Annotated in this window: 21 protein-coding genes and 1 pseudogene; 9 read left to right on the forward strand and 13 right to left on the reverse strand. The window is 67.1% G+C overall.

Going from position 1 to position 25,698, the window contains the following annotated elements; all coding sequences use genetic code 11:
- The first annotated feature begins 6 nt into the window (after positions 1–6).
- A complete protein-coding gene (locus ACFQU0_RS12420; protein ID WP_382201197.1) occupies positions 7–387 on the forward strand; it encodes an S-adenosylmethionine decarboxylase family protein in 381 nt (126 codons plus the stop codon).
- On the opposite strand, the gene ACFQU0_RS12425 is transcribed toward ACFQU0_RS12420, so the two are convergent.
- From ACFQU0_RS12425 to ACFQU0_RS12450, 6 genes are read right to left on the reverse strand one after another with little or no spacing between them, the layout of a single operon-like run.
- The gene (locus ACFQU0_RS12425) at positions 377–1,942 is read right to left on the reverse strand and encodes an FAD-dependent oxidoreductase (RefSeq protein WP_382201199.1); all 1,566 of its coding nucleotides are present in this window, start codon (positions 1,940–1,942) and stop codon (positions 377–379) included. The two genes, ACFQU0_RS12420 and ACFQU0_RS12425, sit on opposite strands and share 11 nt — an antisense overlap.
- Before the next feature lie 8 nt (positions 1,943–1,950).
- Positions 1,951–3,495, reverse strand: a complete 1,545-nt coding sequence (locus ACFQU0_RS12430; RefSeq protein WP_382201201.1) for a polyamine aminopropyltransferase — start codon at positions 3,493–3,495, stop codon at positions 1,951–1,953.
- Entirely contained in the window at positions 3,488–3,709 is a 222-nt protein-coding gene (locus tag ACFQU0_RS12435) for a DUF350 domain-containing protein (protein WP_382201203.1), read from the reverse strand. Before ACFQU0_RS12435 ends, ACFQU0_RS12430 begins: the two co-directional genes overlap by 8 nt.
- Before the next feature lie 32 nt (positions 3,710–3,741).
- Positions 3,742–5,238 (reverse strand): DUF4178 domain-containing protein, encoded by a 1,497-nt coding sequence (locus ACFQU0_RS12440; RefSeq protein WP_382201205.1) that lies wholly within the window; start codon positions 5,236–5,238, stop codon positions 3,742–3,744.
- A 15-nt stretch (positions 5,239–5,253) separates the two neighbouring features.
- Positions 5,254–6,294: an SPFH domain-containing protein gene (locus ACFQU0_RS12445; protein WP_382201207.1), complete on the reverse strand. Its 1,041-nt coding sequence runs from the start codon at positions 6,292–6,294 to the stop codon at positions 5,254–5,256.
- A gap of 46 nt (positions 6,295–6,340) precedes the next feature.
- Entirely contained in the window at positions 6,341–7,354 is a 1,014-nt protein-coding gene (locus tag ACFQU0_RS12450; RefSeq protein WP_382201209.1) for a fumarylacetoacetate hydrolase family protein, read from the reverse strand.
- Between the two features lie 41 nt (positions 7,355–7,395).
- Between ACFQU0_RS12450 and ACFQU0_RS12455 the strand changes: the two genes are divergently transcribed.
- Complete coding sequence (locus ACFQU0_RS12455; RefSeq protein ID WP_382201211.1) at positions 7,396–8,466, forward strand: DUF3108 domain-containing protein; 1,071 nt, start codon at positions 7,396–7,398, stop codon at positions 8,464–8,466.
- A gap of 125 nt (positions 8,467–8,591) precedes the next feature.
- Complete coding sequence (locus ACFQU0_RS12460) at positions 8,592–8,873, forward strand: BTH_I0359 family protein (RefSeq protein ID WP_382201213.1); 282 nt, start codon at positions 8,592–8,594, stop codon at positions 8,871–8,873.
- A 55-nt stretch (positions 8,874–8,928) separates the two neighbouring features.
- On the opposite strand, the gene ACFQU0_RS12465 is transcribed toward ACFQU0_RS12460, so the two are convergent.
- Entirely contained in the window at positions 8,929–10,011 is a 1,083-nt protein-coding gene (locus ACFQU0_RS12465; protein ID WP_382201397.1) for an AbrB family transcriptional regulator, read from the reverse strand.
- 69 nt (positions 10,012–10,080) lie between these two features.
- Here ACFQU0_RS12465 and ACFQU0_RS12470 point away from each other — a divergent pair, with 69 nt between their 5' ends.
- Entirely contained in the window at positions 10,081–10,932 is an 852-nt protein-coding gene (locus ACFQU0_RS12470; protein ID WP_382201216.1) for a ChaN family lipoprotein, read from the forward strand.
- Here the strand turns inward: ACFQU0_RS12470 and aptA are convergent, their stop codons facing one another.
- Entirely contained in the window at positions 10,933–12,273 is a 1,341-nt protein-coding gene (gene aptA, locus ACFQU0_RS12475) for an omega-aminotransferase AptA (protein WP_382201218.1), read from the reverse strand.
- Between the two features lie 181 nt (positions 12,274–12,454).
- Between aptA and purU the strand changes: the two genes are divergently transcribed.
- Entirely contained in the window at positions 12,455–13,303 is an 849-nt protein-coding gene (purU, locus tag ACFQU0_RS12480) for a formyltetrahydrofolate deformylase (RefSeq protein ID WP_382201220.1), read from the forward strand.
- The gene (locus ACFQU0_RS12485; protein ID WP_382201222.1) at positions 13,303–14,172 is read left to right on the forward strand and encodes a LysR substrate-binding domain-containing protein; all 870 of its coding nucleotides are present in this window, start codon (positions 13,303–13,305) and stop codon (positions 14,170–14,172) included. Before purU ends, ACFQU0_RS12485 begins: the two co-directional genes overlap by 1 nt.
- Positions 14,173–14,202: 30 nt before the next feature.
- Here ACFQU0_RS12485 and ACFQU0_RS12490 read toward each other — a convergent pair whose 3' ends face one another.
- Complete coding sequence (locus tag ACFQU0_RS12490) at positions 14,203–14,625, reverse strand: Hsp20/alpha crystallin family protein (protein ID WP_382201225.1); 423 nt, start codon at positions 14,623–14,625, stop codon at positions 14,203–14,205.
- Between the two features lie 161 nt (positions 14,626–14,786).
- On the opposite strand from ACFQU0_RS12490, the gene ACFQU0_RS12495 reads away from it, so the two are divergent.
- The 3 genes from ACFQU0_RS12495 to ACFQU0_RS12505 are packed head-to-tail and all read left to right on the forward strand — an operon-like array spanning position 14,787 to position 21,357.
- A complete protein-coding gene (locus ACFQU0_RS12495; RefSeq protein ID WP_382201227.1) occupies positions 14,787–16,283 on the forward strand; it encodes an FAD-linked oxidase C-terminal domain-containing protein in 1,497 nt (498 codons plus the stop codon).
- Positions 16,284–16,313: 30 nt separating this feature from the next.
- Positions 16,314–17,978: a sensor histidine kinase gene (locus ACFQU0_RS12500; RefSeq protein ID WP_382201229.1), complete on the forward strand. Its 1,665-nt coding sequence runs from the start codon at positions 16,314–16,316 to the stop codon at positions 17,976–17,978.
- A gap of 19 nt (positions 17,979–17,997) precedes the next feature.
- Positions 17,998–21,357, forward strand: a complete 3,360-nt coding sequence (locus ACFQU0_RS12505) for a tetratricopeptide repeat protein (protein WP_382201232.1) — start codon at positions 17,998–18,000, stop codon at positions 21,355–21,357.
- A gap of 2 nt (positions 21,358–21,359) precedes the next feature.
- Here the strand turns inward: ACFQU0_RS12505 and ACFQU0_RS12510 are convergent.
- The 4 genes and pseudogenes from ACFQU0_RS12510 to ACFQU0_RS12525 all read right to left on the reverse strand — a co-directional run.
- Positions 21,360–23,110, reverse strand: a pseudogene (locus ACFQU0_RS12510) (carboxyl transferase domain-containing protein); the annotation flags it as partial.
- A gap of 160 nt (positions 23,111–23,270) precedes the next feature.
- On the reverse strand, positions 23,271–23,801 hold the full coding sequence (phaP, locus tag ACFQU0_RS12515) for a TIGR01841 family phasin (protein ID WP_382201234.1): 531 nt from the start codon (positions 23,799–23,801) through the stop codon (positions 23,271–23,273).
- 176 nt (positions 23,802–23,977) lie between these two features.
- Entirely contained in the window at positions 23,978–24,994 is a 1,017-nt protein-coding gene (locus ACFQU0_RS12520; RefSeq protein ID WP_382201236.1) for a metal-dependent hydrolase, read from the reverse strand.
- A 44-nt stretch (positions 24,995–25,038) separates the two neighbouring features.
- The gene (locus tag ACFQU0_RS12525; RefSeq protein WP_382201238.1) at positions 25,039–25,665 is read right to left on the reverse strand and encodes a dioxygenase family protein; all 627 of its coding nucleotides are present in this window, start codon (positions 25,663–25,665) and stop codon (positions 25,039–25,041) included.
- Positions 25,666–25,698 lie beyond the last annotated feature (33 nt).

Here is a 25,698-nt window from a genome sequence, read left to right on the forward strand (position 1 = left end):
GTTGCCGTGGACGGCCTGCACCTCACCGCCGATTTGCGCGGCTGCCGCTGCGACGGCACCTGGCTGACCGACGCCGACCGACTGCTGGCGCGTTGTGTGGCTTTGGTGCAAACGGCTGGCCTGCAATCGGTGGCGCAACTCGCACACACCTTCCCCGCCACAACACAAGGCCCCGGCGGCGTGACGGCCACGGTGCTGCTGGCCGAATCCCACCTGTGTGTGCACACCTGGCCCGAGCAGCGCGGCGCCACGCTGGACGTCTACGTCTGCAACCTGGGCGCCGACCATTCGGCCAAGGCGCACCAGCTGTTGTCATCGCTGCTGGTGCTGTTCGATGCAGAGCAGGTGCAGCAGCAGGCGTTGCAGCGCGGCAGCGTCAGCCCTTGAACCCAGCGATGGCAGCGCCCGCCAAGTGCCCGCGCGTGAAGGCCTCCTCAAACACCGAATAGCCCGACCAGTCGCTGTGCGCAAAGTGCAGTCGGCCCGCGCGTGTGGGCCACACCACCTGCGCGCCCGGCGTGGGCATGGCCATGGCGTGGCCGTAGCGGGTGATGTCCACGCGCTGCAACGGTTCACGCAGGTCGGGGTGGGCCACAGACAACTCGGCCAGCGCCTGGTCGCGCCAGTGTGTCCAGGGCTTGTCCAGCAAGGCACGCCGCGCCGCCGCAGCGGCGTCGCCCAGCGGCAGGTACCAGGTCAGCACCGTGGCGCCCCGGCGTGGGTTGAGCGACTGGTGGCTCGCGTCCACATAGCCCAGGCCGGCGCTCCCAAACAACACGTTGTCCCAGCTGGGGGGTGCGCCAGGCCGGTCGCGCAGCGGCGCGCGCAAGCGCAGGTTGGCCACCAGCCACGGTGCATACGTCAGACGCTGTGTGGCCTGACGCACAAAGTCCGGCGGGTTCTGCAACACACGCGACGCCACCAACACCGGCAAGGCCACCACACAACGCTCGGCCAGCCAGCGTTCAGTGTGCCCTGTGGCGTGGTCCAGCGCATCCAACGCCACGCCGTGTGGGTGCGCCTCGATGCGCAGGACCGTGCGCCCCGTGTGGATGCGTTCGGCGCAGGACAAGGCCAGGCGCTGCGTCAGCCAGGCGTTGCCTTCGGGCCAGGTGAGCACCGGCTCCGCGTCGGTGTCTCGCTCACCCGGCGCGTGAAAGCCGTGCCGACTGGCAAAGTAGTGCAAACCGGCCCAGGCCGATACCACGGCGGTGCCCGCACCATAGTCGTCGCGGCAGGCGTAGTCGAGGTACCAGCGCAGGTGACGGTCGGTCAACCCTTCGCCGTCGAGCCAATGCGCAAAGGTCTGGCCCGACAAGGCCTGCGTCAACGGTGTGATGGGCGCACGCAACGTGGGCATGGCAAACCGCGTCTGCGCCATCGCCCCGCGCACGAGGTGGGCAAAACGGCGGTACTGCGCCAGGGTGTCGGGCGGCACACCGTCCAAGGGCAGCAGGCCTTCTTGCCATTGGCCCTGAAAAAACAGCCGCTCCTGCGGGCTGTGGCACAGGTGGCGTTCGTCGTACACCCACCGGCCGGCCACCCGCTGGCGCAGGCCGAGTTCTTCCAGCAGGTCTTGCACCTCATGGGCGTTGTCACCGGGCAGTGGCAGGTAGTGCGCGCCCAGCGGGCAGGCCAGGCCGTCCATGAGGCCGGCGCGGGCGTTGCCGCCGGCTTGGTCTTCCAGCTCCAACAGGGCAAAGTCGTCCACACCACCCAGCCGAAGTGCGCGCGCGGCGGCCAGGCCGGCCACACCGCCGCCGGCGATCAGCACGCGGGTGCGGCGGGTGCTGTCTGGCGTTCGTGTGGTGGGCTCGCGCAGCACATGGCCGCGCTCGGGATGGGTGCCCACAAAACCGCCGGTGGTCTCGGGTGTTTCGCCACAACCCGCCAAGGCCAACGCGCCCGCAGCACCCAACAAGTCGCGCCGACGCAGCGTCATGTGGCGTGTCACGGCAGCGCCCGGCCCCATTCCTGCTCGTAGGTGTGCACCAGCACCTGGTTGGACAGGCGGTTCACCTCGGCGGGGACGCGGGCCATGTCGGCCGGAAAATCGAACAGCAGGCGCAGCGTCTCGGGCGTGAGGAAGCGCAGGCCTGGCGGCAACTGCGCAGGGGGCGTGTAGGGCCGGCGGCTGGCAATTACAAAGCCCCATTCGCCAAAACTGGGCACGTGGGCGTGGTAGGGCGCGGTGCGCAGGCCCACCGACTCCATGGTGGTCACCACGGTCCAGAAGCTCTGGCGCGCCACCAGCGGCGAGGTCGTCTGCATGACCGCAAAACCGCTGGCCGACAGGCGCCGTTGCAGGCTGGCAAAAAAGGCGTTGGTGTAGAGCTTGCCAATGGAAAAATTGGTGGGGTCGGGGAAGTCCACCACGATGACGTCGAAGCTGTCGCCGTCCTGCTCCAGCCACTTGAAGGCGTCGGTGTTGACGATGCTGAGCTGGGGCGAATGCAGGGCGTCAGCGTTGAGCGCGCGCAGCGCCGGGTTCTGCGAGAACAGGCGCGTCATGTGCGGGTCCAACTCCACCAGGGCAACGGACTCGACACCGGGGTAACGCAGCACCTCGCGCACCGCCATGCCGTCGCCACCACCCAGCACCGCCACGCGGCGCGGTGTGCCGCCGCCCTGCGCAAAAGCGGCCATGGCCGGGTGCACCAGGGCCTCGTGGTACCGGTACTCGTCGCGCTCGGCAAACTGCAGGTTGCCGTTGAGGTAGAGCCGGTGGCCGGCGCGGCCGTGTGTCAACACGATGCGCTGCCAGTCAGACGACTCGGCCAACACGATGCGGTCCTGGTAGAAGCGGTCTTCGGCCAAGGTGGTGAGTTGCTGCGCGCCGAACCAGCCGGTGGTGAGCGCGCCCAGCGTCAACACGGCAGCGGCCAGGTGGGCCAGGCGGTGCGGCAGCTCGTGGCGAAACAGCCACCAGGCCCACAGCGCCACAGCCGCGTTCATCAGCCCAAACAGCAGCCCGGTGCGCACCAGGCCCAGCTGTGGCACCAGCCACAGTGGGAAGGCGATGGACACGGCCAGTGCGCCCAGATAGTCGAAGGTGAGCACCTGCGAGACCAGGTCTTTGAGCGCCACGTTGCGCTTGAGGATGCGCATGACCAGCGGGATCTCCAGCCCCACCAACGTGCCCACCACCAGCACCAGGCCGTAGAGCAGGAAACGGAAGCTGTCGGGCACAAACGCGTTGGCCAGAAACAGCGTGGCCGGCAGCAGCCCACCGATCAGTGCGACCAGCAGTTCAATGCGCAGGAAATGCGCCGGCAACTGGCGCTCAAAAAACCGCGACAGCCACGAGCCGATGCCCATGGCAAACAAATACGTGCCGATGACGGTGGAGAACTGCAGCACCGAGTCGCCCAGCACATAAGACGCCAGGGCGCCGGCCGCGAGTTCGTACACCAGCCCACAGGCCGCCACCACAAACACGCTGGCCAGCAGCGCTACTTCGACCGGGCGCGGCGGGGCGCGCTCGGAACTACCCATGAATCGCTGCAGCGACGATGACCGAGATGCCCAGGCACATGGCGCCCACCACCACGCCCAAGGCCACGTTCTGCTTTTCCACCAGCTCTTCCCACAGGTTGTAAGGCGTGATTTTGTCGATGACGATGAAGCTGAGCCAGAACACCAGCACGCCGATCAGCGCGTACAAGATGGAGCCAAAAACGGCACCGGCTCTCAACCATTCCATGCCCATGTGGACCTCCAGTCAAAAAGTTGTTGAAACGTTCATTTGTGGCCCCCACCGCTGGACCAGCCGCCAAACGAACCGCCCGAGCTGCGGTAGCTGCTGCTGCAGTTTTCCACCGCCGGATCGCAGCTGCTGCAGCGGCTTTCTAGCATGGACAGCAGAACGAGCACCACGACGATGATGACAAAGGTGCGGAAGTTGCTGCCCACGCTCTGACTCACCGGCGAGGCATCGGCGCGTTCAAACAGTCCTTTTTGCGCCGCCAGGCCAAAGGCCTTGGCCACGGTATCGGCGCTGAGGCGGTTGCCGCTGGACCAAGTCAGTTCGTTCTGCGTCTGCTCCAGGGACAACAAGGCCGGGCCATGGGCGAAATCGCGGTGGAAACTTTTCTGCCCGCGCTCGACCTTCCAGTAAAACTCACCGGCCACGTAGGTGGTTTCGGCGTTGTAGGCGTATTGCAGTTTGTAGTGGGTGCCCAGGTAGCTCGCGTTCTGGCCGTTGCCGGTCATGACGGGTGCGCCGGTGGTGGGTTTGACCACGCTCCAACCGTCCTCTGCGTCGACCAAGAAGCAAAACCCGCGCTTGCGGTTGAACAGCAGGTACTCGCTCCAGCCAAAGTGCTCGTCATCGCCCGGCGCCTGGCCCATGCGGTGCTGGAAACCCACCACCTGCCAATGCACCCCCTGCAACTGGCCGCTGCTGCCCAGCGCAATGAGCGGGCGCACCGGTTCGTCTTGCGCGGCCTTGAGCAGCTCGTGCCCCAGGCCCGCACTCAGATCGATGATGCTGTTGCAAGAAGCGCAGGTGACACTTTGGCTCTGCTCCAGTGCCACGTCCACCGGCGCGCCGCAATGCGGGCAATTGAAGTGGCGGCCCTTGTCGTCCCGAGTGGATTCGCTGCGCAGCCCCTGGAGCGCCAGGTCTTCGAGCCGCACCTCGCGCCCCAGCGACGCGCCGGGCGGCTGGGTGCCCCAGTCGAGACCACAGACCTCGCCACTGGCGCTGCGCAATTCCACCAAAGCAAAGGGCTGTCCAATGGGCGGCAGGTGAGACAACTCGCCCTCGGCCGCCGCCAGCGACACCGGCTGGTTGAATGCCACTATGTAGGTGGCGCCGTTGATGGCGGTCTGCGCGCCCACGCGCAGGTGCGCGGGGTCGGGCAGGTCGCGCCCGGCGTCCAGCGGCTCGCTGAACACAAAAGCACCGTTGTCCTCGCTCAGCGTGCCGGTGCCACCGTCGTCAAAAGCGATCTGCCACTCGGTCCAGCTGCCGCCCTCGTAGCGGTAGGCCAGGCGTCCCACCACGGTGAATCCACGTTCAGCCCAGCGCCCGCTGGCCAGCAATTGCAGCGGACTGAAGTCGCTGAACACATCCGCCATTTTGCCCAGACGGGCCAGGTGGTCGCCCTCGCGCACCACGGTGGAGCGGCAAAAGCCGCACACCGCGTGGGTGGACTGGGCGCTGCGAAATTCAACCGGCGCACCACACCCCGGACAGGGCGCGCGGTAGCTGCGCTGGGCGTTGGTGTCGGCCACAGACAAAACAGACCGTCAGACCAGCTTCTTCAGCAGCTCGGCCTTTTTGGCGTCGAATTCCTCGGCCGTGAGGATGCCCTTGGCCTTGAGGTCGGCCAGCTTTTCGAGCAGCGCCATCACCTCGTCGGGTTTGACACCCACTGGCGCGGCGGCCGCAGCGGCCGGCGGCTGGGCGGCCGGGTTGAGGCCTTGCGCCAGGTTTTGCGCCAACACCTGGCCCAGGGCCACGCCGGCGCCCAGGCCCATGGCGTCACCGGCAATGCCGCTGCCACCGCCCGCCCCTTCGGCAAACTTGGGGATGGCCTGCGCCGTCTGGTACTGCATGAACTTGCCCATGTCGTTGCCGACCATGCCCATGCCAATTTTCTGGTCCAGGATTTTCTGCAGCTCTTCGGGCAGCGACACGTTCTGCACCGTCATGCCTTCGAGCTTGAGGCCGATCTTCTCGAACTCGGGCGCAAGCTGGGTGCTCAGTGCCTGGGCGAAAGCCAGCTGGTTGGCCGCCAAGTCCAGAAATGCGATGCCGCTGGACGCGATGGCGTTGCTGATGTTCTGCAACACCAGGCCGCGCAGCTGGCCGTCCAGATCGGCCACGGTGTAGGTCTCGCGTGTGCCCGAAATGTCGGTGTGGAAGCGCTTGGGATCGGCCACGCGGTAGGCGTAGTTGCCAAAGGCACGCAGGCGGACGGCACCAAAGTCGGGGTCGCGCACGGTGATGGGCTGGGGCGTGCCCCACTTCTGGTCCACCTGCTGGCGGGTGCTGAAGAAATACACATCGCTCTTGAACGGCGACTCGAACAGCTTGTCCCAGTTCTTGAGGTAGGTCAGCACCGGCAGCGTCTGGGTGGTGAGCTTGTACATGCCGGGGCCAAACACGTCGGCCACCTGGCCTTCGTTGACGAACACCGCCAGTTGCGACTCGCGCACCGTGAGCGAAGCGCCGTTCTGGATTTCCATGTCGCGCATGGGAAAACGCCAGGCCAGCGTCCCATCGCCCTCTTCCGTCCATTGAATGATGTCAATGAACTGCTTTTTGATGAAATCCATCAGCGCCATGGTTCGCCTCCTCGCGAAAGTGTGGGTGCGCTGGAAATGATACGCGTCAGCCAGCGTTCAGCGGTGCGATCTCCTGATCGATGGCGCCAAAAATGCTCTGGCCGTCTTTGCCCTTCATCTCGATGCGGATGGTGTCGCCGAATTGCATGTACTCGGTTTTGGGTGCGCCGTCCTGGATGGTTTCGATGGCGCGTTTTTCGGCGATGCAGCTGTAGCCCTTGGGCCATTCCATGCGGCCATCCTGCTCAAAACCCGGGTTACTCACGGTGCCGCTGCCCACGATGGAGCCGGCGCGCACGCGGCGTGTTTTGCAGATGTGAGCGATGAGCTGACCGAAGTGGAAGGTCATGTCGGGGCCGGCGTCGCACATGCCGACCTTGCGGCCGTTCCACGTGCTTTGCACCGTGAGGTGCACGCGCCCACCCTGCCAGGCATCGCCCAGCTCGTCGGGCGTGACGGCCACCGGGCTGAAGGCGGTGGCGGGCTTGCTCTGGAAGAAACCAAAGCCTTTGGCCAGCTCGTTGGGGATGAGGTTGCGCAGGCTGACGTCGTTGGCCAACATCAGCAGGCGCACGCCGGCCAGGGCCGCATCGGCGTCAGCGCCCATGGGCACGTCGCCAGTGACGACGGCGATCTCCGCCTCGAAGTCGATGCCCATGGCTTCGCTGGGCACCACCACCGGGTCGCAAGCGCCCAGCAGGTCGTCGCTGCCACCCTGGTACATCAGCGGGTCGGTGTAGAAGCTGGCCGGCACCTCGGCGCCACGCGCGCGGCGCACCAGCTCCACATGGTTGATGAAGGCCGAACCGTCGGCCCACTGGAAGGCGCGCGGCAAGGGCGCGGCGCACAGGCGCGGGTCGAAGTTGAAGCTGTGGCGCGCCTTGCCGTGGTTGAGCGTGACATACAAATCCTGCAACTGCGGGGCGATGAAGTTCCAGTCGTCCAGCGCCTGCTGCAGGGTGTTGGCGATACCGGTGGCGTAGTGGGCGGTGCTGAGGTCGCGCGAGACAACAACCAGTTGGCCGTCGCGCGAGCCGTCCTTGTAGGTGGCGATTTTCATGGGGCTCCAAGCAGGTCGTTTGGTATTCTAGATGGGCCACCATGCACGCTTGCGCTCCACGTTCTGCCCATTGGCGCCTGGCCAGCCTGGCCGGCGCGGTGCTGGCCGCGCACGCCTGGCTGCTGGCCTCGCCTTTGCTGCCCGCGTCCGATGCACCGCCGCCGTTGAACGCGCCGCGCCCCTTGCAGACACGCACCGTGTCCCTCGCGCCCGCTGTGGCGACCAGCCCTGCGCCAACGGTACCGCGCGCCCCTCGACAGGTGGCACGCCCCCGCGCTCAGCCATCCACCGCGCCCGCATCGCTGGTGCCCACCACACCCACACCTGAGCCGGTGGCGGCACCTGACGAATCCGTCACCGCCGAGGCCCTGCCCGAAGCCCCTTCGGTCGAGACCGTGGCAAGCACACCGGTGGCGGAGGACGTGGTCGCCGCAACGTCAGGGGACGGTGGCCCACCTGCGGCAGAGCCCGCAGCGGTGCCCTTTTCGCCACCACCCACCGCCCGCCTGAACTACGACGTGGCCGTGGAATACCGGGGTGTGCGCCAAACCCTCAACGGCACCCTGGACTGGCAACACGATGGCGAGCGCTACCGCCTGCACATGGCGGTGGCCATGCCTTTTCTGGGCAGCCGGGTGCAGCTCAGCGAAGGCCGGCTGGGCCGCCATGGCATACACCCGCAACGTTTTTCAGAAAAAACCCGCAGCGAACGTGCGGCTCATTTCGACGAAGCGGGCGCCCGCATCCGCTACAGCGCCAACACGCCTGACGCCCCCTTGCTGCCCGGACACCAGGACCGCTTGAGCGTGTTTATGCAGCTCGCCGGCTTGGTGCACGCGCGGCCCGAGCGTTTTCCGGCCGGGCACACCATCCACATGCCCACCAGCGGGGTGCGCGATTCGGAAACCTGGGTCTTCGAAGTGAAGGGCACGGAAACCATTGCGCTGCCCCATGGCGACCTGGCCACACTGCACCTGCGCCGCCTGCCGCGCAAAGAAGTCGACACCACGGTGGACGTGTGGCTGGCGCCCGCGCTGGGCCACCTGCCGGTGCGCATGCGCCTGCAGGAGGCCAACGGCAATGTGGCCGACCAGCGACTGATTACCCCATGATCCCGCCGGGAACTTGAAATTTCCGCCGAACGGCCCATATAGCCGGTATGCTGAATGCCGATATCCCTGCAAAGGACATCAGCATCCCGTCAGCAGATTGGTCGAGTTTCAAGGACATTTCATCCATGCACATGCTCTACGACTCTGAATCCTTCGCGGTGGTCCACATCCAGGCCGACGCGTTGATGGACAACGACGCCACGCCCGCCGGCCCGCAGTTGGCCCGCCACGGCTTTGAAATCGTGGACAAGCGCTCGGGCAAAGAAATTTACCTCGATGGTTCGTGGGCCGAAATGTTCCAGCAGCGCATCAGCGCTTGGCAACAGAACACCCCCAGCCAAGAGGAGGTGGAAGACACGCTGGAAGGCTATGCGGTGCTGGCCCAAATGCCCGTCGTGATGCATTGACACGCCTTTCGCCCCACAACAACGCCGGCCCCGTGCCGGCGTTGTTGTTTCTGTATCAAAGCGGCGAACGCGCCGTCCACCAGCGGTACAGGGGCTCGGCCAACACCAGCACCGCCACCAGACGGCACACCTGAAATGCCGTGACCACCGGCACACCGAGCTGCAACACCTTGGCGGTGATGGACATCTCGGCAATGCCGCCCGGCGAGGTGCCCAGGATCAAGGTGGCGGGGTGCTGCCCGATCAGCCGCGCCAGGCCCCAGCCAAACACGGCGCAGATGGCCATCATCACCACCGATGCCAGCGCCACCGAGCCCAGCCAGCGCGGTGCGGTGTGCAAAAAAACCGGGGTGAAGCGCACGCCGAGGCTGACACCAATCGCCAGCTGCGCGGCGTTGGACACCGCCGTGGGAATGGCCGACAACACCTGACCGCTGAGTGTCAGCCCCATGGTCACCAGCAACGCCCCCATGAACCAGGGGTTGGCGCGCCCCAGGCGCTGTGCCACCAGTGCACCTGCCAAGGTGAGCGTGGCCAGCAACAGCAACCCGGTCCCGGACACGTCGCGGATGGCGGGCGGCGACAGGTCCAGCCCATGTACGCCCCAGAACAGCATGCCGAAGGGCAGGCAAATGGTCACCATCAGCACGCGCAGGCTGTGGGCAGACGCCACCAGATCGGTGCGGGCACCGGCGCGCTCGGCCAGCAGGGTCATTTCGGAAGCTCCACCGATGGCCCCCGAGAAGTAGGTGGTGGCACGCAAGCCGGCGGGCGACACGTCAACCAGATGGCGCGCGTGAACCCACTGCAACCACCGCCCAAAGCCCCAGCCCAGCACCAGCGCCCAGGCGATGCCCAGCGCAATCGCCCACCACAGCCCGGCCACGAGCGTGCCCACCTGCGGCGTGAAGTACAGCCCCAACGCGGTGCCAATCACCCACTGCCCACCGTTGCGCAAGGGCGCCCAACTGGCGGTACGTGCCCCGGCCAACGAGGCCACAGCGGTGACCACCAAGGGCCCGAGCATCCAGGGAATGGGGGTGTGCAGCCGAACACACATCACGGCGGCGGCCGCAGCCAGGGCCAATGTGCCCAACACACGAACAGCAAAACCCACGCGCGGGGCACGCGAAAACATCATGAAGTACAGGGGAAATCAAAGGGACGGCGGCAGCGCACCGCCAGACTGCCCCGATAGTATCGGACCATGAAACGCCTTCGCGTCATGACGCACCTTCCGTGCCTGCTGCTGGCCCTCGCCATGGCAGGCTGTGCCGCCCACCAGCCCCTGGGCGCCATGATGTCCCCCGCCGACGTGCCAGCCACACTGCGCAACCTGGCGCCCGCGCGCCTGCTGTTGCTGGGTGAACAGCACGACGCCGACGCCCATCAGGCGCTTGAGCGCGCCACCGTGGCCCACCTGGCGCATTCCGGGCGTTTGACCGCGCTGGTGCTGGAAATGGCAGCGCGAGGTACCCACACCCGGGGCTTGGCCACCGATGCCACGGAGGCGGATGTTCGGTCCCGACTGGCGTGGGACGACGCTGGTTGGCCCTGGACGCGCTATGGCCCGGTGGTGATGACGGCCGTGCGCGCTGGTGTGCCCGTGCTTGGTGGCAACCTGCCTCGCAACGAAATGCGGGCGGCGATGGCCGATGCTTCGCTGGACGCGCGGCTGACGCCGCAGGCCCTGGCGCGCCAGCGCGACAACATCCGCGACGGCCACTGCGGCCTGCTGCCAGCGAGCCAACTGACACCCATGGCACGCATCCAAATCGCGCGCGACCTGAGCATGGCTCAGACCATGGCGCAAGCCGCCAGCGCCAGCGGGGTGGTGGTGCTGGTCGCCGGCACCGAGCACGTGCGGCGCAGCGTGGGGGTGCCAGCCCACTGGTCGGCTCGGGACCACGCGGACAGTTGGGTGGTGGTGATGCACAGTGGCCCACCCGACGCCAACGCGCGTCTGGGTGTTGACCGGTTGTGGATCACCCCGGCGACCGCCCCACAAGATCACTGCGCCGAGCTGCGTCGGCGCTGGGGCAAACCTCCGGCGCCTTGATCAGGCCCGTGCCTTGACCGCGTCGGCCAACACCGAGACCATGGTCTCGATGTGCGATTTCTCGACGATGTAGGGCGGAGCGAACACCAGGTTGTCGCCGGCGCTGCGCACCAGCACGCCCTTGTGGTAGCAATCCATGAAGACGTCGAAGGCGCGTTTGCCGGGCAGACCGGGAACGGGCGCGAGCTCCACCACAGCGGCAAGACCCAGGCTGCGGATGCCGATGACGTTGGGCAAGCCTTTGAGGGCGCTGTGCATGGCGTCACCCAACACTTTGCCCATCTCGCCGGCGCGCGCAAACAGGTTTTCCTGCTGGAACAGTTCCAACGTGGCGATGGCGGCCGCGCAAGCCACGGGGTGGCCGCTGTAGGTGTAGCCGTGGAAGAACTCGATGGCGTGCTCGGGCGCCTTGCTGTGCGCGCCCATCATCGTTTCGTAGATGTGGTCGCGGCAGATCACGCCGCCCAGCGGGATGACGCCGTTGGTCACGCACTTGGCGAAGTTGAGCATGTCGGGCACGACACCGTAAAAGTCGGCCGCAAAGTTGGTGCCCATGCGGCCAAAGCCGGTGATGACCTCGTCAAAAATCAGCAAGATGCCGTGTTTGTCGCAAATCTCGCGCAGGCGCTTCAAGTAGCCCTGGGGCGGCAGGTACCAGCCGGCGCTGCCGGCCACGGGCTCCACGATCACCGCGGCCACGTTGCTCGGGTCGTGCAGGGGCAGGATGCGGTTTTCCAGCTCGGTCAGGATGTCTTCCTGCCACACCGGCTCCGCGTTGTGGATGTAGGCGTGGTTGACCGGGTCGTGGATGAAGCGCAGGTGGTCCACCCGCGGCAGCAGCGCGGTGCCAAAGGCCTTGCGGTTGGCCGGGATGCCGCCCACGCTCATGCCACCGAACCCCACGCCGTGGTAGCCACGCTCGCGGCCAATGAACACATTGCGGTGCCCTTCGCCGCGCGCGCGGTGGTAGGCCAGTGCCACCTTCATGGAGGTGTCGGCGGCTTCAGAGCCCGAGTTGCAGAACAGCACCTTGTTGAGATCACCCGGCGCCATGGCGGCGATCATTTCCGCCGCGCGGAAAGCCTTGTCGTTGGTGACGTTGAAAGCAGTACCGTAGTCCAGCGTGTCGAGCTGCTTCTTGATGGCTTCGTTGATGGGCTTGCGGTTGTGGCCGGCGCCCACGCACCACAGGCTGGAAATGCCGTCGATGACCTGGCGGCCGTCGTGGGTGGTGAAGTGCATGCCGTCGGCGGCGACAAAAACCCGGGGGTCGTCCTTGAAGCCGCGGTTGGGGGTGAACGGCAACCAGTGGTTGTCCATGCGGAAATCGTTGTAGGCCATGGGTGTCTCCTGCGGTGAAAACATTGGAACGTCGGCCATTGTGGCACTTTGGGCACGCACGGGTCAGCGGCCGGGGATGCCGCCGATCTGGCTCTGCCAGTCGGCCGGCATCGCCCCCTGGGGGATGACGCCAAAGGCGGCGCGGGGGGAGCGTTTCCTCACCCTGCGACAATCACGCCCCATGCAACACACCTATGTCCTCACCCTGTCCTGCCCCGACCGGCCCGGCATCGTGCACGCGGTGTCGGGGTTCCTGTTCGAGCGCGGCGGCAACATCGAAGAAGCCGCCCAGTACAACGACCACGACACCGGCCTGTTTTTCATGCGGGTGCAATTCGCCTGCGACCAGCTGAGCAAAGAAACGCTGCGCACCCAACTGGCCCAGTTTGCCGATGGCTTCAGCATGAACTGGGGACTGCACCCCCTGAGCGCGCCCATGCGCACCGTGCTGCTGGTCAGCAAGGAAGGGCACTGCCTCAACGACCTGCTGTTCCGCTGGAAAAGTGGCCTGCTGCCGCTGGACATCCGCGCCATCATCAGCAACCACCGCGAGTTCTACCAGTTGGCGGCCAGCTACAACGTGCCCTTCCACCACATCCCGGTGACGGCGGCCACCAAGGCGCAGGCCGAGGCCAAGCAGTTCGAAATCATCCAGAACGAACAGGCCGAGCTGGTGGTGCTGGCGCGCTACATGCAAATCCTCAGCGACGACCTGTGCAAAAAGCTGGCGGGCCGAGCGATCAACATCCACCACAGCTTCCTGCCCAGCTTCAAGGGCGCCAAGCCCTACTACCAGGCACACGACCGTGGCGTGAAGCTGATCGGCGCCACCGCCCACTACGTGACGGCCGACCTGGACGAAGGCCCCATCATCGAGCAGGACGTGGCCCGCGCCGACCACAGCAAAACCGTGGAAGACCTGACAGCCATGGGTCGCGACACCGAAAGCCAGGTGCTGGCGCGCGCCGTGAAATGGCACAGCGAGCACCGGGTGCTTTTGAACGGCCACAAAACGGTGATTTTCAAGTAATGGCGATACGCATTCCGCCCATCCAGTGCCTGCTGACATTCGAGGCGCTGGCGCGCCTGCGCAGCGTGACGCAGGCGGCGGAAGAGCTGCACGTGACGCCCAGCGCGGTGAGCCACCGCGTCAAGCAGCTGGAGCAAATCCTGGGCACGCCGCTGTTTGCGCGGGCGGATTTTTCGCTCACGCCCGAAGGGGTCGAGTACCTGGCCCACGTGTGCGATGGCTTGGCCACGCTGCAAAAATTCCCCAGCAGCGCGCGCGGCAGTGGCCGTCGCAAACTGCGGGTGGCCGTCACCAGCACCTTTGCGCGCAGCATCTTGATGCCACGCCTCAAGCAGTTTGCCCAGCTGCACCCGGAAGTGGACCTGGTGCTGCACCAGGTCAGCATCCCCAAGCTCGATGTGGTGGCCGAAGACGCCGACCTGACCATCCGCTTTGGTGTGGGGCGTTACACCGATGTGGAGCACGTGTGCCTGCTCAAAGACGAGGTGACGCCGCTGGCCTCACCCGCCTTCATCGAAGAACATGGCCCCTTCGAGAACACCCAGGATCTGCAGGCGGTGCCCCTGTTGTGTTCGCCGCTGGAGCCCTGGCGCACCTGGTTTGCCGCCCACGAACTCGACTGGCCCGAACCCAGCGACGGCTCGCAGTTCAACGACGTGGGCCTGATGTGTGACGCCGCCGCCTACCACCTGGGCGTGGCCCTGGTGCGGCTGAAGTTGGGCGCGCCCTGGCTGCAAAACGGCACCCTGGTGCGCCTGTTCGACCGCAACGTGCCCAGCCCCCACGCGCACTACCTGTGCTGGCGCCCCGGCAACATGGACCGCTGGGAATGCGCGGCGTTTGCGGACTGGATCACAAAGGCCCTCTAGCCCCCACGGCCCGGCGGTGGGCCCCTCTGATCACTCCACCGCCAGCCGCTGGCTGACGCTGGCGCCCTTTTTGGGCAGCGTGAGGTTGAGGATGCCGTTGTCGTAGCGTGCCCGCGCGGTGGTGTTGTCGATGTCCACCGGCAGCTGAAAGCTGCGCGACACCGCACCGTAATACCGCTCGCTGCGCAGCAGCTTGCCGTTGTCGGTCTGGGCGTCCTGTTGTTTCACTTCGGCACGCAAGCTGACCATGTTGCCGTCGATGTGAACATGGATGTCCTCCTTGTTCACCCCCGGAATTTCGGCCGAAAGCTGGTAGGCCTCAGGCGTCTCCTTCACGTCGACACGGATCTGGGCCGGCAGCCCTTCGCCGTGCAGCGGCTTGACAAAAAAGCCGGGCGCAACGTCCTTGAAAAAGTCGTCCAGCAAGCCGGAACGGGCGATCAGTTGGTTCATGACAAACTCCTCAGTGCTTGAGTGAAAACAATGGTGATTTGCCCTGGCCAGGCAGGCATCGCTGCCCTGTACACATCAAATAGCGACGACCCAAGAAGATTTCAAGAGGCCATGGTTTTCTTCAACACCATGCGCCGCGACCTTGGCCTAAACTGCCCGCCATGAACACCGTCGCCGACCCCGCCGCCCTTCAGGACACCGCCGCGCGCCAGCGCCAGATCGTGGCCGCCCTGCAGGCCGCCCTGCCTGCCCACGCCCTGCTGTGGCGCGACGAGGACACCACGCCCTACGAATGCGACGGTCTGACCGCCTACCGCCAGCGCCCGTTGGTGGTGGCGCTGCCCGAAACCGAGGCGCAAGTGGCCGCGGTGCTCAAGGCCTGCCACGCGGTGGGCGCGCCGGTGGTGGCACGCGGCGCGGGCACCGGCCTCTCCGGCGGCGCCATGCCACACCCGCTGGGCGTCACGCTGTCGCTGGCCAAGTTCAACAAAATCGTGAAGGTCGATCCGGTCTCGCGCACCGCCATCGTGCAAGCCGGCGTGCGCAACCTCGCCATCAGCGAGGCCGCCGCGCCCTTTGGCCTGTACTACGCGCCCGACCCCAGCAGCCAGATCGCCTGCACCATCGGCGGCAACGTGGCCGAGAACTCCGGCGGCGTGCACTGCCTCAAGTACGGCCTCACCGTGCACAACGTGCTCAAGGTGCGCGGCTTCACCGTCGAAGGCGAACCCATCGAGTTTGGCAGCGATGCGCTGGACGTGCCCGGTTACGACCTGCTGAGCCTGCTCATCGGCAGCGAAGGCATGCTGGCCGTGACCACCGAGGTCATCGTCAAACTGGTGCCCAAGCCGCAGTTGGCGCGTTGCATCATGGCAAGCTTCGACGACGTGCGCAAAGCCGGCGATGCGGTGGCGGCGGTGATTGCCGCCGGCATCATCCCGGCCGGGCTGGAGATGATGGACAAACCCATGACCGCCGCCGTGGAAGACTTTGTGCATGCCGGCTACGACCTCACGGCCGAAGCCATCCTGCTGTGCGAAAGCGACGGCACGCCCGAGGAGGTGGAAGAGGAAATCGGCCGCATGAGCGATGTGCTGCGTGGCTGCGGTGCCACCGCCATTGCGGTGAGCAACAGCGAGACCGAGCGCCTGAAGTTCTGGAGCGGGCGCAAGAACGCCTTCCCCGCCAGCGGGCGCATCAGCCCCGACTACATGTGCATGGACTCCACCATCCCGCGCAAGCGCCTGGCCGACATCCTGCTGGCGATTGCCGAGATGGAAAAGAAATACGGCCTGCGCTGCGCCAACGTCTTCCACGCGGGTGACGGCAACCTGCACCCGCTGATCCTGTTCGACGCCAACGACCCCGACCAGCTGCACCGCTGCGAGTTGTTCGGCGCCGACATCCTGGAAACCAGCGTGGCCATGGGCGGCACCGTCACCGGCGAACACGGTGTGGGCGTGGAAAAACTCAACAGCATGTGTGTGCAGTTCAGCGCCGCCGAGAACGAACAGATGTTCGCCATCAAACGCGCCTTTGATGCCGCCGAACTGCTCAACCCCGGCAAAGTCATCCCCACGCTACACCGCTGCGCCGAATACGGCAAGGAACTGGTGCGGGGCGGGCAGCTCAAGTTCGCGGATCTGCCAAGGTTTTGACGCGGCGGAGGGTCGGTTACAGTCGCTCACATGAGCCTGCCCGAAGCAGCCGATCACCTGCCCGAGGACTTTTTCACCGAGCTGTTCAACGAGCCGGCGGCAGCGCTGTCGGCGGCCGAAAACGAGCGCTTGCGTGGGGCCGGGTTTCTGACCCGGGTGCTGGATCACCTGCCGGGTTTGGTGAGCTATTTCGATCACCACCTGGTGTGCCACTACGCCAACCACGCGCAGCTGCGCCACCTGCCGCACCCGGCCGACAGCGCGGTGGGCCTGGCGGTGCAACAGGTGTTTGTGCCCGAGCTGCTGGAGGCCATGCTGCCCGGGCTGGCACAGGCCTTGCGCGGCGTGCCACAGGCCTTTGAGGCGCGGGTGGGCCATGCCCAACGTGGCCACTGGGTGGCCAGCGGGCAACTGGTGCCCGATGTGGACGGTGATCGCGTGCTGGGGCTGTACTGCCACATCGCCGATATCAGCGCAGAACGCCTGCCCGATGCCCCGGCGGCACCGCTCACGCAGCCCACACAGCCCCTGGGCGAGCACCTCTCGGATGGCGAACGCCGCCTGCGCCTGATGCTGGATGGGCTGCGCGACCACGCTGTGTATTTTCTGGACACCGAGGGCCGCGTGAGCGAGTGGACATCCAGTGCCGAACGGCTGCTGGGCCACGCCGCCTACGACGTGTTGGGCACCGACGCGCGCCGCTTCGACGCCCCCGATGTGCGCGAGGACGAACGCCTGGACGCCGAGCTGGCGCTGGAGCGGGCCGCGCTGTTTGGGCAATTCGAAAGCACGGGCTGGCGACAGCGCCAGGATGGCAGCCGCTTCTGGGGTCACACGGTGCTGACCGCGCTGCGTGGCGCCGATGGCGAACCCTTGGGTTTTTCGGCCCTCACTCGCGACATGACCGAGGTGCGCCGCCTGCAGGAATTGCTCCAGGATCTGAACCAGACCTTGGAAGTGCGCGTGCAGGATCGCACCCGCCAATTGCTGGAAGCCAACCGCGATCTCGAATCGTTTTCCAGCTCGGTTTCGCACGACTTGCGCGCGCCGCTGCGCCACATCACGAGCTTCATCGCCATCCTGCAAGAGCACCTGGCAGAGCAGGCCGACGACACCACCCGCAAACACCTCAACACCATTGCAGACGCCGCCCAGCGCATGGGCGCGCTCATCGAAGGCCTGCTGGCCTTTTCGAGGCTGGGCCTGGCACCGCTGCAAAAGCGCGAAGTGGGCATGGCCACCCAGGTCAGCGCCAGCATCAACCGCCTGACCCATGACATAGGCGCCCAGCAGGTGGACTGGGCTATCGCACCCGATTTGCCGGCGGTGCTGGGCGACCCGCTGCTGATCAGCCAGGTGTGGGACAACCTGCTGAGCAACGCGCTGAAGTACTCGCGCCAGCGCGAGCGCTCGGTGGTGCAGGTGGGCTGGCATCCCGATGCGGAGCGGGGCTGTGTGTACTGGGTGCGCGACAACGGTGTGGGCTTCGAGCCCCGGCAGGCACACCGGCTGTTTGGTGTGTTCCAGCGCCTGCACCGCGCCAGCGAGTTCGAAGGCACCGGCATTGGCCTGGCCTTGTGCCGCCGCATCCTGGAGCGCCACGGCGGCCACATCTGGGCCGAAAGCACGCCCGGCGAAGGCAGTTGTTTTTACTTCGCACTCCCGCCCGGCGGCGGCGCTTGCCTGCCGCCCTGAGCTGCCCTATCGTTGGGCCATGCGCCACAAACACACCCCCTGGCTGGTTGCGGTTTTCTGGGGCGGCATGGGCAGCGCGTGGGCGCAGCCAGCGGCCGAAATCGTCAGCCTCAGCGGCCAAGGTGAGAGCCGTCCCGCCGCCAGCAGCCCCTGGCAAGCGGCGCAACTGCGCCAGACGCTGGACACCGGCGCCGACATGCGCACCTTGGCGCAGTCGTCGGCTGCTTTGCTGCTGGCCGACCGCACCCAGCTGCGCCTGGGGCCGCTGTCGCTGTTGCGGCTGAACCCGCAGCCCCAGGGCAAAACAGCGCTCGAACTCAGCGTGGGCCGACTGTGGTCGCGCACCAAACGCGAACCGGCGGACCTGGAGCTTCGCACACCCGCCGCCGTGGCCGCCGTGCGGGGCACCGACTGGGACGTGGAAGTGGATGCCGATGGCCGGACCTTGCTCACGGTGTTGTCCGGCCAAATTGACGTGAGCAACCCACAAGGCTCGGTGGTGGTGGGCGCGTCCGAGCAGGCCGAAGTGCGGCCCGGCCAGGCGCCCATCAAACGCATGCTGGTGCGCCCGCGCGAACGCGTGCAATGGGTGGCGGCGTGGCCAGTGGCGTCCACGCGCTACCGCGAATTCCGCGCCACGCCCCTTGACCCGGCGCTGGCCGCCATCGCACAGACGCTGGCGGGCGCCGACCTTGCCCGCGCCCGCGCCCTGGTCGACACCCGCTTGCGCGAACCCGATGCCCCCGAGGTGTTGCACCTGTTGCGGGCCGACCTGCTGGCCCAGGCCGGCGACCCGGCCGCTGCGGCAGCCCTGCTGGGCCAGCGCTGGGACCAACACGCCGAAGCCCGCGTGGCCGCGCGCCGCGCCGAACTGCTGCTGGCACTGGACGACACCGACGGCGCCGCAAGCTTGCTCGACCAGGCGCTGCAGCGCCATCCCAACGCCCCCGAACTGCTGGCCGCACAAGCCGAGCTGCTGCGCCTGCAAGGCCGGGGCGACGACGCGCTGACCCGCTACCGGCAAGCGGTGGACCAGGTGCCCGCCGACGATGCCCCACTGCGTGCACAACTGCTGGCCCGTTGGGGCAGCGCGCTCGGTGAGCGCGGCGACCTCACCCAGGCCCTGCAACTGCTGGCGCAAGCCGACCAAGAACACCCAAACCACCCACCGGTGATGGGCGAACGGGCCACCGCGCTGGCCGAAGCCTGGCAACTGGCGCCGGCACGCGCGCTGCTGGAACGCGCCCTGCAACACACCGGCGACGACTACCTGAGCCTGGCCAGCGCCGGCCAGGTGGCGCTGCGGGCCGGCGACCCGGAACGCGCACGTCAGGAACTGCTCAAGGCCACACTCATCGAACCGCGCCACGCCCGCGCTCAGGTCTGGCTGGCGGTGGCCGAACTGCAACTGGGCCATGTGAACGCGGCGTTGGATTCGCTGGCGCGTGCCAGCCTGGCCGACCCGTTGGACCCCCTGCCCTGGCAAATGCGGGCCACCGTGCTCAACGACCAGGGTCGTCCGGCCGAGGCCATTGCCGCATCGCGCGAAGCGCTGGTGCGCCTGCCCTACCTCAAATCGCTCAACGCCCTGGCCACCGACAGCCAAGGCTCGACCAACCTGGGCAAGGCTCTCGGCGACTTTGGGCTAGAACACTGGGCACGCGCCTATGCCCAGGCGTCGTACTACCCGCTGTGGGGCGGCAGCCACTTCTTCCTGGCCGACCGCGCCGAAAATGACCACGACCGCAAGTCCGAGCTGTTCCAGGGCTACCTGACCGACCCGCTGGCGCTCGGTGCGTCAGAAAAGTTGCCGCCGCTGATGCTGCAACCTCAGCAACAGGTGTCCATGGCGGGCAGCGTGGGGCAAGAAAGCCTGCGGCACACACTCACCACCGATCTGAGCTGGCGTGGCCTGACCCTGGCACCGTCGCCCACCGCGTGGCTGTTGCGCGCGTCCGACGTCGAGTACCGGCCGCGCGAGGGCCCGGCCGCCACCCAATACCGCCTCAGCTCGCCGGGGCTGGACCTGGCAGTGGGCATGCGCCCCACCGAGCGCCTGGCGCTGTTTGTGCTGGCCAACACCACGCCCCTGCGTTACCAGTTCGACACGCCCCTGGACTTGGGCAACGGCGTCAGTTTGGGTGACGTGGCGCGCAACCGCGCCCAACGGCTGGATGCCGGCCTGTCGTGGCGCTGGGGCAGCCACGCCCAGACTTGGTTCAAGCTGCATGGGGCTCACAGCCGCTCGGCGCTGACGCTCGACGACATGCAGTGGGGCCCGCAGGACTACCGTTTCCACTCGCGCGAGCATGGGCAGTTTCTGCGCCACACCCACCTCTTCGGGCCACACCGCCTGAGCCTGGGCTGGGAGGCGGTGCGGCAGACCGTGCACAGCAACATCAGCGACCCGCTGGTGGCCAGCCCACGCACGAACACCGCCGACTACCACATGCCCTGGGTGGCCGGCGAGTGGCGCAGCGGCCCCTGGAGCCTGGCGCTGGAGGCCTACTGGCCACGCCTGCGCTTCTCACAACTCGACCGCTTCACCGACAGCCTCACCAACGAAGACCTTGTGAGCCCACAGTCGCAGGCCTACCGGGCGCCCTCCAAGGCACTGCCCCGCGCCGGCCTGAGCTACCGCTGGGGCGCGGCGCGCGCCTTGCACTGGGCGCACCAACAGCACATCAGGGCACCGGGCACACACACGCTGTCCCCCACCCAGACGGGTGGCATCGCGCTCGACAACACCCACACCCTGCCCGGCAGCTACGCCCGGCGCAACGTGCTGCAGCTCGACTGGCAAATCGACGCCGCCACCTTCCTGGGCCTGCGCGCACAAGACCTGCAAGTGCGCAACGCCACCAACAGCGCCGGTCGGCTGTACGCACAAGACGCCGGCGCCATGCTCGATGCCGTCACCTCCATCGCGCCGGTGCGGTTGAACTCACAAACCACGCTGTCCCACCATGAGGGCAACGCGCTGTTTGCCAGCGGCGATCTCCGCGAATGGTCGGCCAGCATCAATCGGGTGCTGTCGCCACGCTGGAGCCTGTTGGGCAGCTACATCCATACCCAAGCCCGCAACACCGCACCCGGCCGGGAGGGTCTGCAACTGCCCGACTTCGCCCGCCACACGGTGCTCGCACAAACCACCTACGCACTGGGCCCACGCCATTTCGCCCTGCTGCGCGCCACGTGGCGCGGCACACGCTGGGCCGATGCCGACAACACCCTGCCCAGGCCAGCGGGCTGGGGCGCGGCGGTGGCGTGGGGCTGGGAATCGGCCGACCGGCGCTGGAGCCTGGTGGCGGCCGCTCTCGGTCTGGCCAGAAAAGACACCGACCCGAGCTACTGGCTGTTGGTGCGCTGGCGCCCCTGAATTCAGCGCGCGGCCAAACCGCGCTCCACCCAGCGGCGCGTGTCGGCCGGGTCGATCACCGCGTCGATCTCCAGCGTGGCGGCCATGTTTGTGGCGCTGCCGGCCGCGTACTGCTGGGCCAGCAGTTGCTCAAACAAGGCCTCGCGCGCTGGCCCTTCGGGCACCGCCTCCAGCTCTTTGCGAAAACCCAGGCGCACCGCGCCCTCCAAGCCCATCGCCCCAAACTCACCGGTGGGCCAGGCGACGCTGAAAACGGGTGCGTGAAAACCCCCGGCCGTCAGGCCCATGGCGCCCAGACCGTAGCCTTTGCGCAGCACCACCGCCAGGTAGGGCACACGCAGGCGAGCGGTCTGGTTGAACAAATCGCCCACCCGGCGCACCAGGCCGGTGGCTTCGGCATCGGGGCCGACCATGAAGCCGGGGGTGTCCACCAGGCTCACAACGGGCAGGCCATGGGTGTCGCACAGGCGCAAGAAACGGGTGAGTTTTTCGGCCGCGTCGGCATCCACCGCACCGCCCAGGTGCTGGGGGTTGCTGGCCACCACACCCACCGGCCTGCCGGCCACACGCGCCAGCGCGGTGTGCAGGCTGCGGCCGTAGCCCTCGCGCAGCCACAACACCGAGCCAACATCGGCCAGGCCCGTCACAGCAGCACGGCTGTCGTAGGCGCGCAGGCGGTTTTCAGGCACCACGTCGCGCAAGGCCTGTGGATCGGGCGCCTCGCCGGCCGGCTGCATCCCTTGAAAGTACGACAAGGCCTGGCGCGCGACGGCGGCGGCCTGGACCTCGTCTTCCACCAGCACGTCGATCACGCCGTTGGCATGCTGCACATCACTGGGGCCGATCTGCTCGGGCTTGAACACGCCCAGGCCCCCGCCTTCCACCATGGCCGGGCCGCCCATGCCGATGTTGCTCGCGCGGGTGGCTATCACGATGTCGCAACAACCCAGCAGGGCCGCGTTGCCCGCAAAACAGCGCCCGCCGGTGGCGCCGATCAGCGGCACCTGGCCACTCAAACGCGCCAACGCCGCAAAGGTGCCCACGTGCAGGCCGGCGACGATGGGCATGTCCACGTCGCCAGGCCTGCCCCCCCACCTTCGGCCCACAAGAGCACCGGCAGCTTTTGCGCCAGCGCCACGCCCAGCAGGCGGTCGGTCTTCTGGTGGTTGCGCATGCCTTGCGTGCCGGCCAGCACGGTGGCGTCGTAGGCCATCACCACGGCCGACGCCGTGCCCACTTGGCCGATGCCCCCCACCAGGCCATCGGCCGGGGTGTTTTTCTGCAAGTCCTCGTCACTGCGGCGGCTGCGCTGAGCGGCCACCGCGAGGGCGCCGTATTCGATGAAGCTGTTGGGTTCGCACACGCTGGCGATGAACTCGCGTGCGCTGCGCTGCCCCAGGCCGTGGCGTTTGGCCATGGCCTCGGGGCGGGCGGCGTCCAACGTGAAGGCGTGGCGGTCCAGCACCGCCTGCAGATCGGGGCGCGGGCCGGTGTCTGGCTGGGTGGCAGCACCAGTTTGTGCAGAATTGGCTGCCGGGTTGTCGGCCAGCGTCGCTGGCGCGGCACGCATCAAAAGCTCGCCCTCCTGCACCGTTTCACCTTCTGCCAGCAAGATGTCCGTCACCCGCACCGCGCCTTCGGCCCGCAGCTCGTGTTCCATCTTCATGGCTTCGAGGATCACCAGAGGCTGTCCGGCGGCCACCGTGTCACCGGGTTTGACCAGCCAGGACACGAGTTGGGCTTGCAGGGGGGCGCGCAGTTCGATCATGCGCGGGATTGTGTGACGCGGCCCGCCCGTGGCGCGTCGGGGAGGCGACAGCCCACGCGTCGCCGCACGAAAAAAAGCCGCACCCCTTTCAGGATGCGGCTTCTTCAACCTTGGAATGCACAGCGCCGCGAGCGGCGCTTCACGCTCACTTGGCCTTGGCGGCCTTGGTGGCGGTAGCGGTCACGGCCTTGAAGTTGGACTCGGCCACTTCGGTGGCTTGTTTCACCACTTTTTGCACTTGCTCGAAAGCGCTGTTGGCGCCGGTCATGGCGTTCTTGATGGCGGCCACGGCGGCTTCGCCACCTTGGGGCACGTTCTTCACAGCGGCTTCCACGGCCGAAGCGAACTGCTTCTGGGCGCTGGCGGTCTGGGCTTCGGCGGCCTGGGTGAACTCGGCGTTGGCGCCAGCGGCGATGTCGTACAGGTGGCGGCCGTAGGCAGCCGACTTCTCGGCCAGGGGCTGCACAAAGCCGGTCTGAACCTTCAGGAATTCCTGTGCGTCCTTGGCAGACAGCAGGCTCTTGGTGTACTCGGCGCTGTCGGCCAGCAGGGCCTTGGAGGCTTGCAGGTTCAGCTCGATCACTTTTTCAGCGCTTTCCACGGCCTTGGCACCAAAACCAAACAGGGTGTTCAGTTGGGCTTGTTGGGCGGCGGCGATTTGTTCAACGGTCAGCATGGTGTTTTCCTTCAAAAAGGGGTTGAGGGTGTTGCTTCGCGTTCATCGCCGGGGATTCGGCTTTGCTGCACTGCAACATGACTCGAAGTATAGGGATACCCCTAGGCACATGCAAGCGTTTTTTGCTGCAGTGCAGCAAATGAATTAGGGGGTGGACTCCAAACCATGGCCCGTCCTCAGCGGGGCGGCGGCAACACCTGGCCCTGGATACGGGCCCACAACCAGGGCAGCGCCCGGTCCACGTCGGGGCGCCCACCGCGCGGCAGCGCGGGCTGGGGATCAGGCGCGGGGCCAGCCGCCGGCCCGATGTCGAAGGTGAAACTGAAGGTGGGTGTCTGGCCCATGCGCAGGTCGCTCACGTGCGCGCGGCCATCCACAGCGTGCATGGCCACCAGGCCTTTGGCAAAGGTGTTCAGACGCTGGAAGGCCGGGTCGCGCGCGTAAGCGGCCAGCAACGCAGGACCACGGTCAAACACGTCCCACTGCGGCTCGGGCCCGGTGTCGAGCAGCGAATAAAAACCCTCGTGGTAGTGCGTGGGCGTGGTGGCCACCACCCGCCACAACACGGTGTTGAAGGCGGTGGGCGTGACCAGCAGCGCCTGCGCCTGAATGCCTTGGCGCGCCAGCGAGGCCTGGGCAATGGATGTGACGTGCTGCTGCGCCGCCACACCCCAGGCCAGGTAGGCGGTGCTCAATGCCAAGCCCCAGGCATTGGCACGCAAGGCGCCCACCGGCCGCCGACGCGCCAGCCCCAAGGCCACCAGCACGCCCACCAACAGCGGCAGGGTGTAGAGCGGGTCGATGATGAAGATGCTGCCCACGCCAAACGGGTGGTTGCTGAACGGCAGCGCGAGTTGGGTGCCATACACCGTCATGGTGTCCAGCAGGGGGTGGGTGACGAGCACCAGCCAGGCCGCCAGCCACCAGCGCCGCCAATGTGCCCACTCGCCATGCAAGCGCGCGATGGCCGCGCCCACCAGCGGCGCCAGCAGCGTGAGCCAGAACAAGGCATGCGTTTCGGCACGGTGCAACACCATGTTGAGCAGGGCGTCGCCGTGGTCGATGACCACGTCCAGATCGGGCAGTGTGCCCAGCACCGCGCCCCAGGCGGCCGATGTCCACACGGCGGTGCGCCGGCCCATCACCGCCACACCCACAGCGGCGCCCAGCGCCAGTTGAGACAAGGAATCCATGCGCCGATCTTCTCAGGCTCGGCGTGCACCCATGTGACGCGGGGTCAAAGTGCCAACACGATGGGGAAACGGGCGTGTTGCCCGTCGGCTCCGGGCACAAAAGGCACGGTCAGCGCGGCGCGTTCGGCATCGCTGCGCAGACGGCGCCACAAAAAGTCGCGCTCGTTGCCGGGGTCGCCTTGCACATACAACTGGGTGGTCAGCACAGCGCGTTCGCCCAGCTTGACTTTGACGTGGATGTGCGGCGTGCGCGAGCTGTAGGCGACCGGGCGCATCGTGCGGAAACGGTAGGCGCCTTGCGCGTCCACCGCCACGCGGCCAAACCCCTGGAAGGCCTGGTCGGCGCGCCCACCGTCACCGGGATGGTGGTAGTGACCCTGGTGATCACACTGCCAGATCTCGACCTGGGCGCCGCGCACCGGTACGCCGGCTGTGTCGGTCACCACGCCTTCCACCCAGGCGGGTGTGCCCTGCGCGTAGGTGGCGGTGCCGTTGCGCAGCAGGTCAAAGTCGGTGTCGTCGAGCAAATCCAGCGGGTAGAACGGACCTTCAGTCTGTGCCGGCGTGGGCAGGCGCCGGGCCTGGGCCAGCGCGGGGGTGAGCAGTGCTGGCGCGGCCACCACGGACGCAACACCCCCCAGCAAACGGCGGCGGGACAACAACAGGTTCATGGCAACACTCCGACGGGGTGGAAGCCGGTGCGA

Origin of the sequence: Hydrogenophaga defluvii (assembly GCF_042665235.1) — a bacterium.
GTDB classification, from domain to species: Bacteria; Pseudomonadota; Gammaproteobacteria; order Burkholderiales; family Burkholderiaceae_C; genus Hydrogenophaga; species Hydrogenophaga defluvii_A.

What these genes read in the sequence shown, in the direction of transcription:
- ACFQU0_RS12425 (WP_382201199.1), bottom strand. Translation starts at nt 1,942, where the DNA reads ATGACGCTGCGTCGGCGCGACTTGTTGGGTGCTGCGGGCGCGTTGGCC.
- ACFQU0_RS12430 (WP_382201201.1), bottom strand. Translation starts at nt 3,495, where the DNA reads ATGGGTAGTTCCGAGCGCGCCCCGCCGCGCCCGGTCGAAGTAGCGCTG.
- ACFQU0_RS12435 (WP_382201203.1), bottom strand. Translation starts at nt 3,709, where the DNA reads ATGGGCATGGAATGGTTGAGAGCCGGTGCCGTTTTTGGCTCCATCTTG.
- ACFQU0_RS12445 (WP_382201207.1), bottom strand. Translation starts at nt 6,294, where the DNA reads ATGGCGCTGATGGATTTCATCAAAAAGCAGTTCATTGACATCATTCAA.
- ACFQU0_RS12450 (WP_382201209.1), bottom strand. Translation starts at nt 7,354, where the DNA reads ATGAAAATCGCCACCTACAAGGACGGCTCGCGCGACGGCCAACTGGTT.
- ACFQU0_RS12455 (WP_382201211.1), top strand. Translation starts at nt 7,396, where the DNA reads ATGCACGCTTGCGCTCCACGTTCTGCCCATTGGCGCCTGGCCAGCCTG.
- ACFQU0_RS12460 (WP_382201213.1), top strand. Translation starts at nt 8,592, where the DNA reads ATGCACATGCTCTACGACTCTGAATCCTTCGCGGTGGTCCACATCCAG.
- ACFQU0_RS12465 (WP_382201397.1), bottom strand. Translation starts at nt 10,011, where the DNA reads ATGTTTTCGCGTGCCCCGCGCGTGGGTTTTGCTGTTCGTGTGTTGGGC.
- ACFQU0_RS12470 (WP_382201216.1), top strand. Translation starts at nt 10,081, where the DNA reads ATGAAACGCCTTCGCGTCATGACGCACCTTCCGTGCCTGCTGCTGGCC.
- aptA (WP_382201218.1), bottom strand. Translation starts at nt 12,273, where the DNA reads ATGGCCTACAACGATTTCCGCATGGACAACCACTGGTTGCCGTTCACC.
- purU (WP_382201220.1), top strand. Translation starts at nt 12,455, where the DNA reads ATGCAACACACCTATGTCCTCACCCTGTCCTGCCCCGACCGGCCCGGC.
- ACFQU0_RS12485 (WP_382201222.1), top strand. Translation starts at nt 13,303, where the DNA reads ATGGCGATACGCATTCCGCCCATCCAGTGCCTGCTGACATTCGAGGCG.
- ACFQU0_RS12490 (WP_382201225.1), bottom strand. Translation starts at nt 14,625, where the DNA reads ATGAACCAACTGATCGCCCGTTCCGGCTTGCTGGACGACTTTTTCAAG.
- ACFQU0_RS12495 (WP_382201227.1), top strand. Translation starts at nt 14,787, where the DNA reads ATGAACACCGTCGCCGACCCCGCCGCCCTTCAGGACACCGCCGCGCGC.
- ACFQU0_RS12500 (WP_382201229.1), top strand. Translation starts at nt 16,314, where the DNA reads ATGAGCCTGCCCGAAGCAGCCGATCACCTGCCCGAGGACTTTTTCACC.
- ACFQU0_RS12505 (WP_382201232.1), top strand. Translation starts at nt 17,998, where the DNA reads ATGCGCCACAAACACACCCCCTGGCTGGTTGCGGTTTTCTGGGGCGGC.
- phaP (WP_382201234.1), bottom strand. Translation starts at nt 23,801, where the DNA reads ATGCTGACCGTTGAACAAATCGCCGCCGCCCAACAAGCCCAACTGAAC.
- ACFQU0_RS12520 (WP_382201236.1), bottom strand. Translation starts at nt 24,994, where the DNA reads ATGGATTCCTTGTCTCAACTGGCGCTGGGCGCCGCTGTGGGTGTGGCG.
- ACFQU0_RS12525 (WP_382201238.1), bottom strand. Translation starts at nt 25,665, where the DNA reads ATGAACCTGTTGTTGTCCCGCCGCCGTTTGCTGGGGGGTGTTGCGTCC.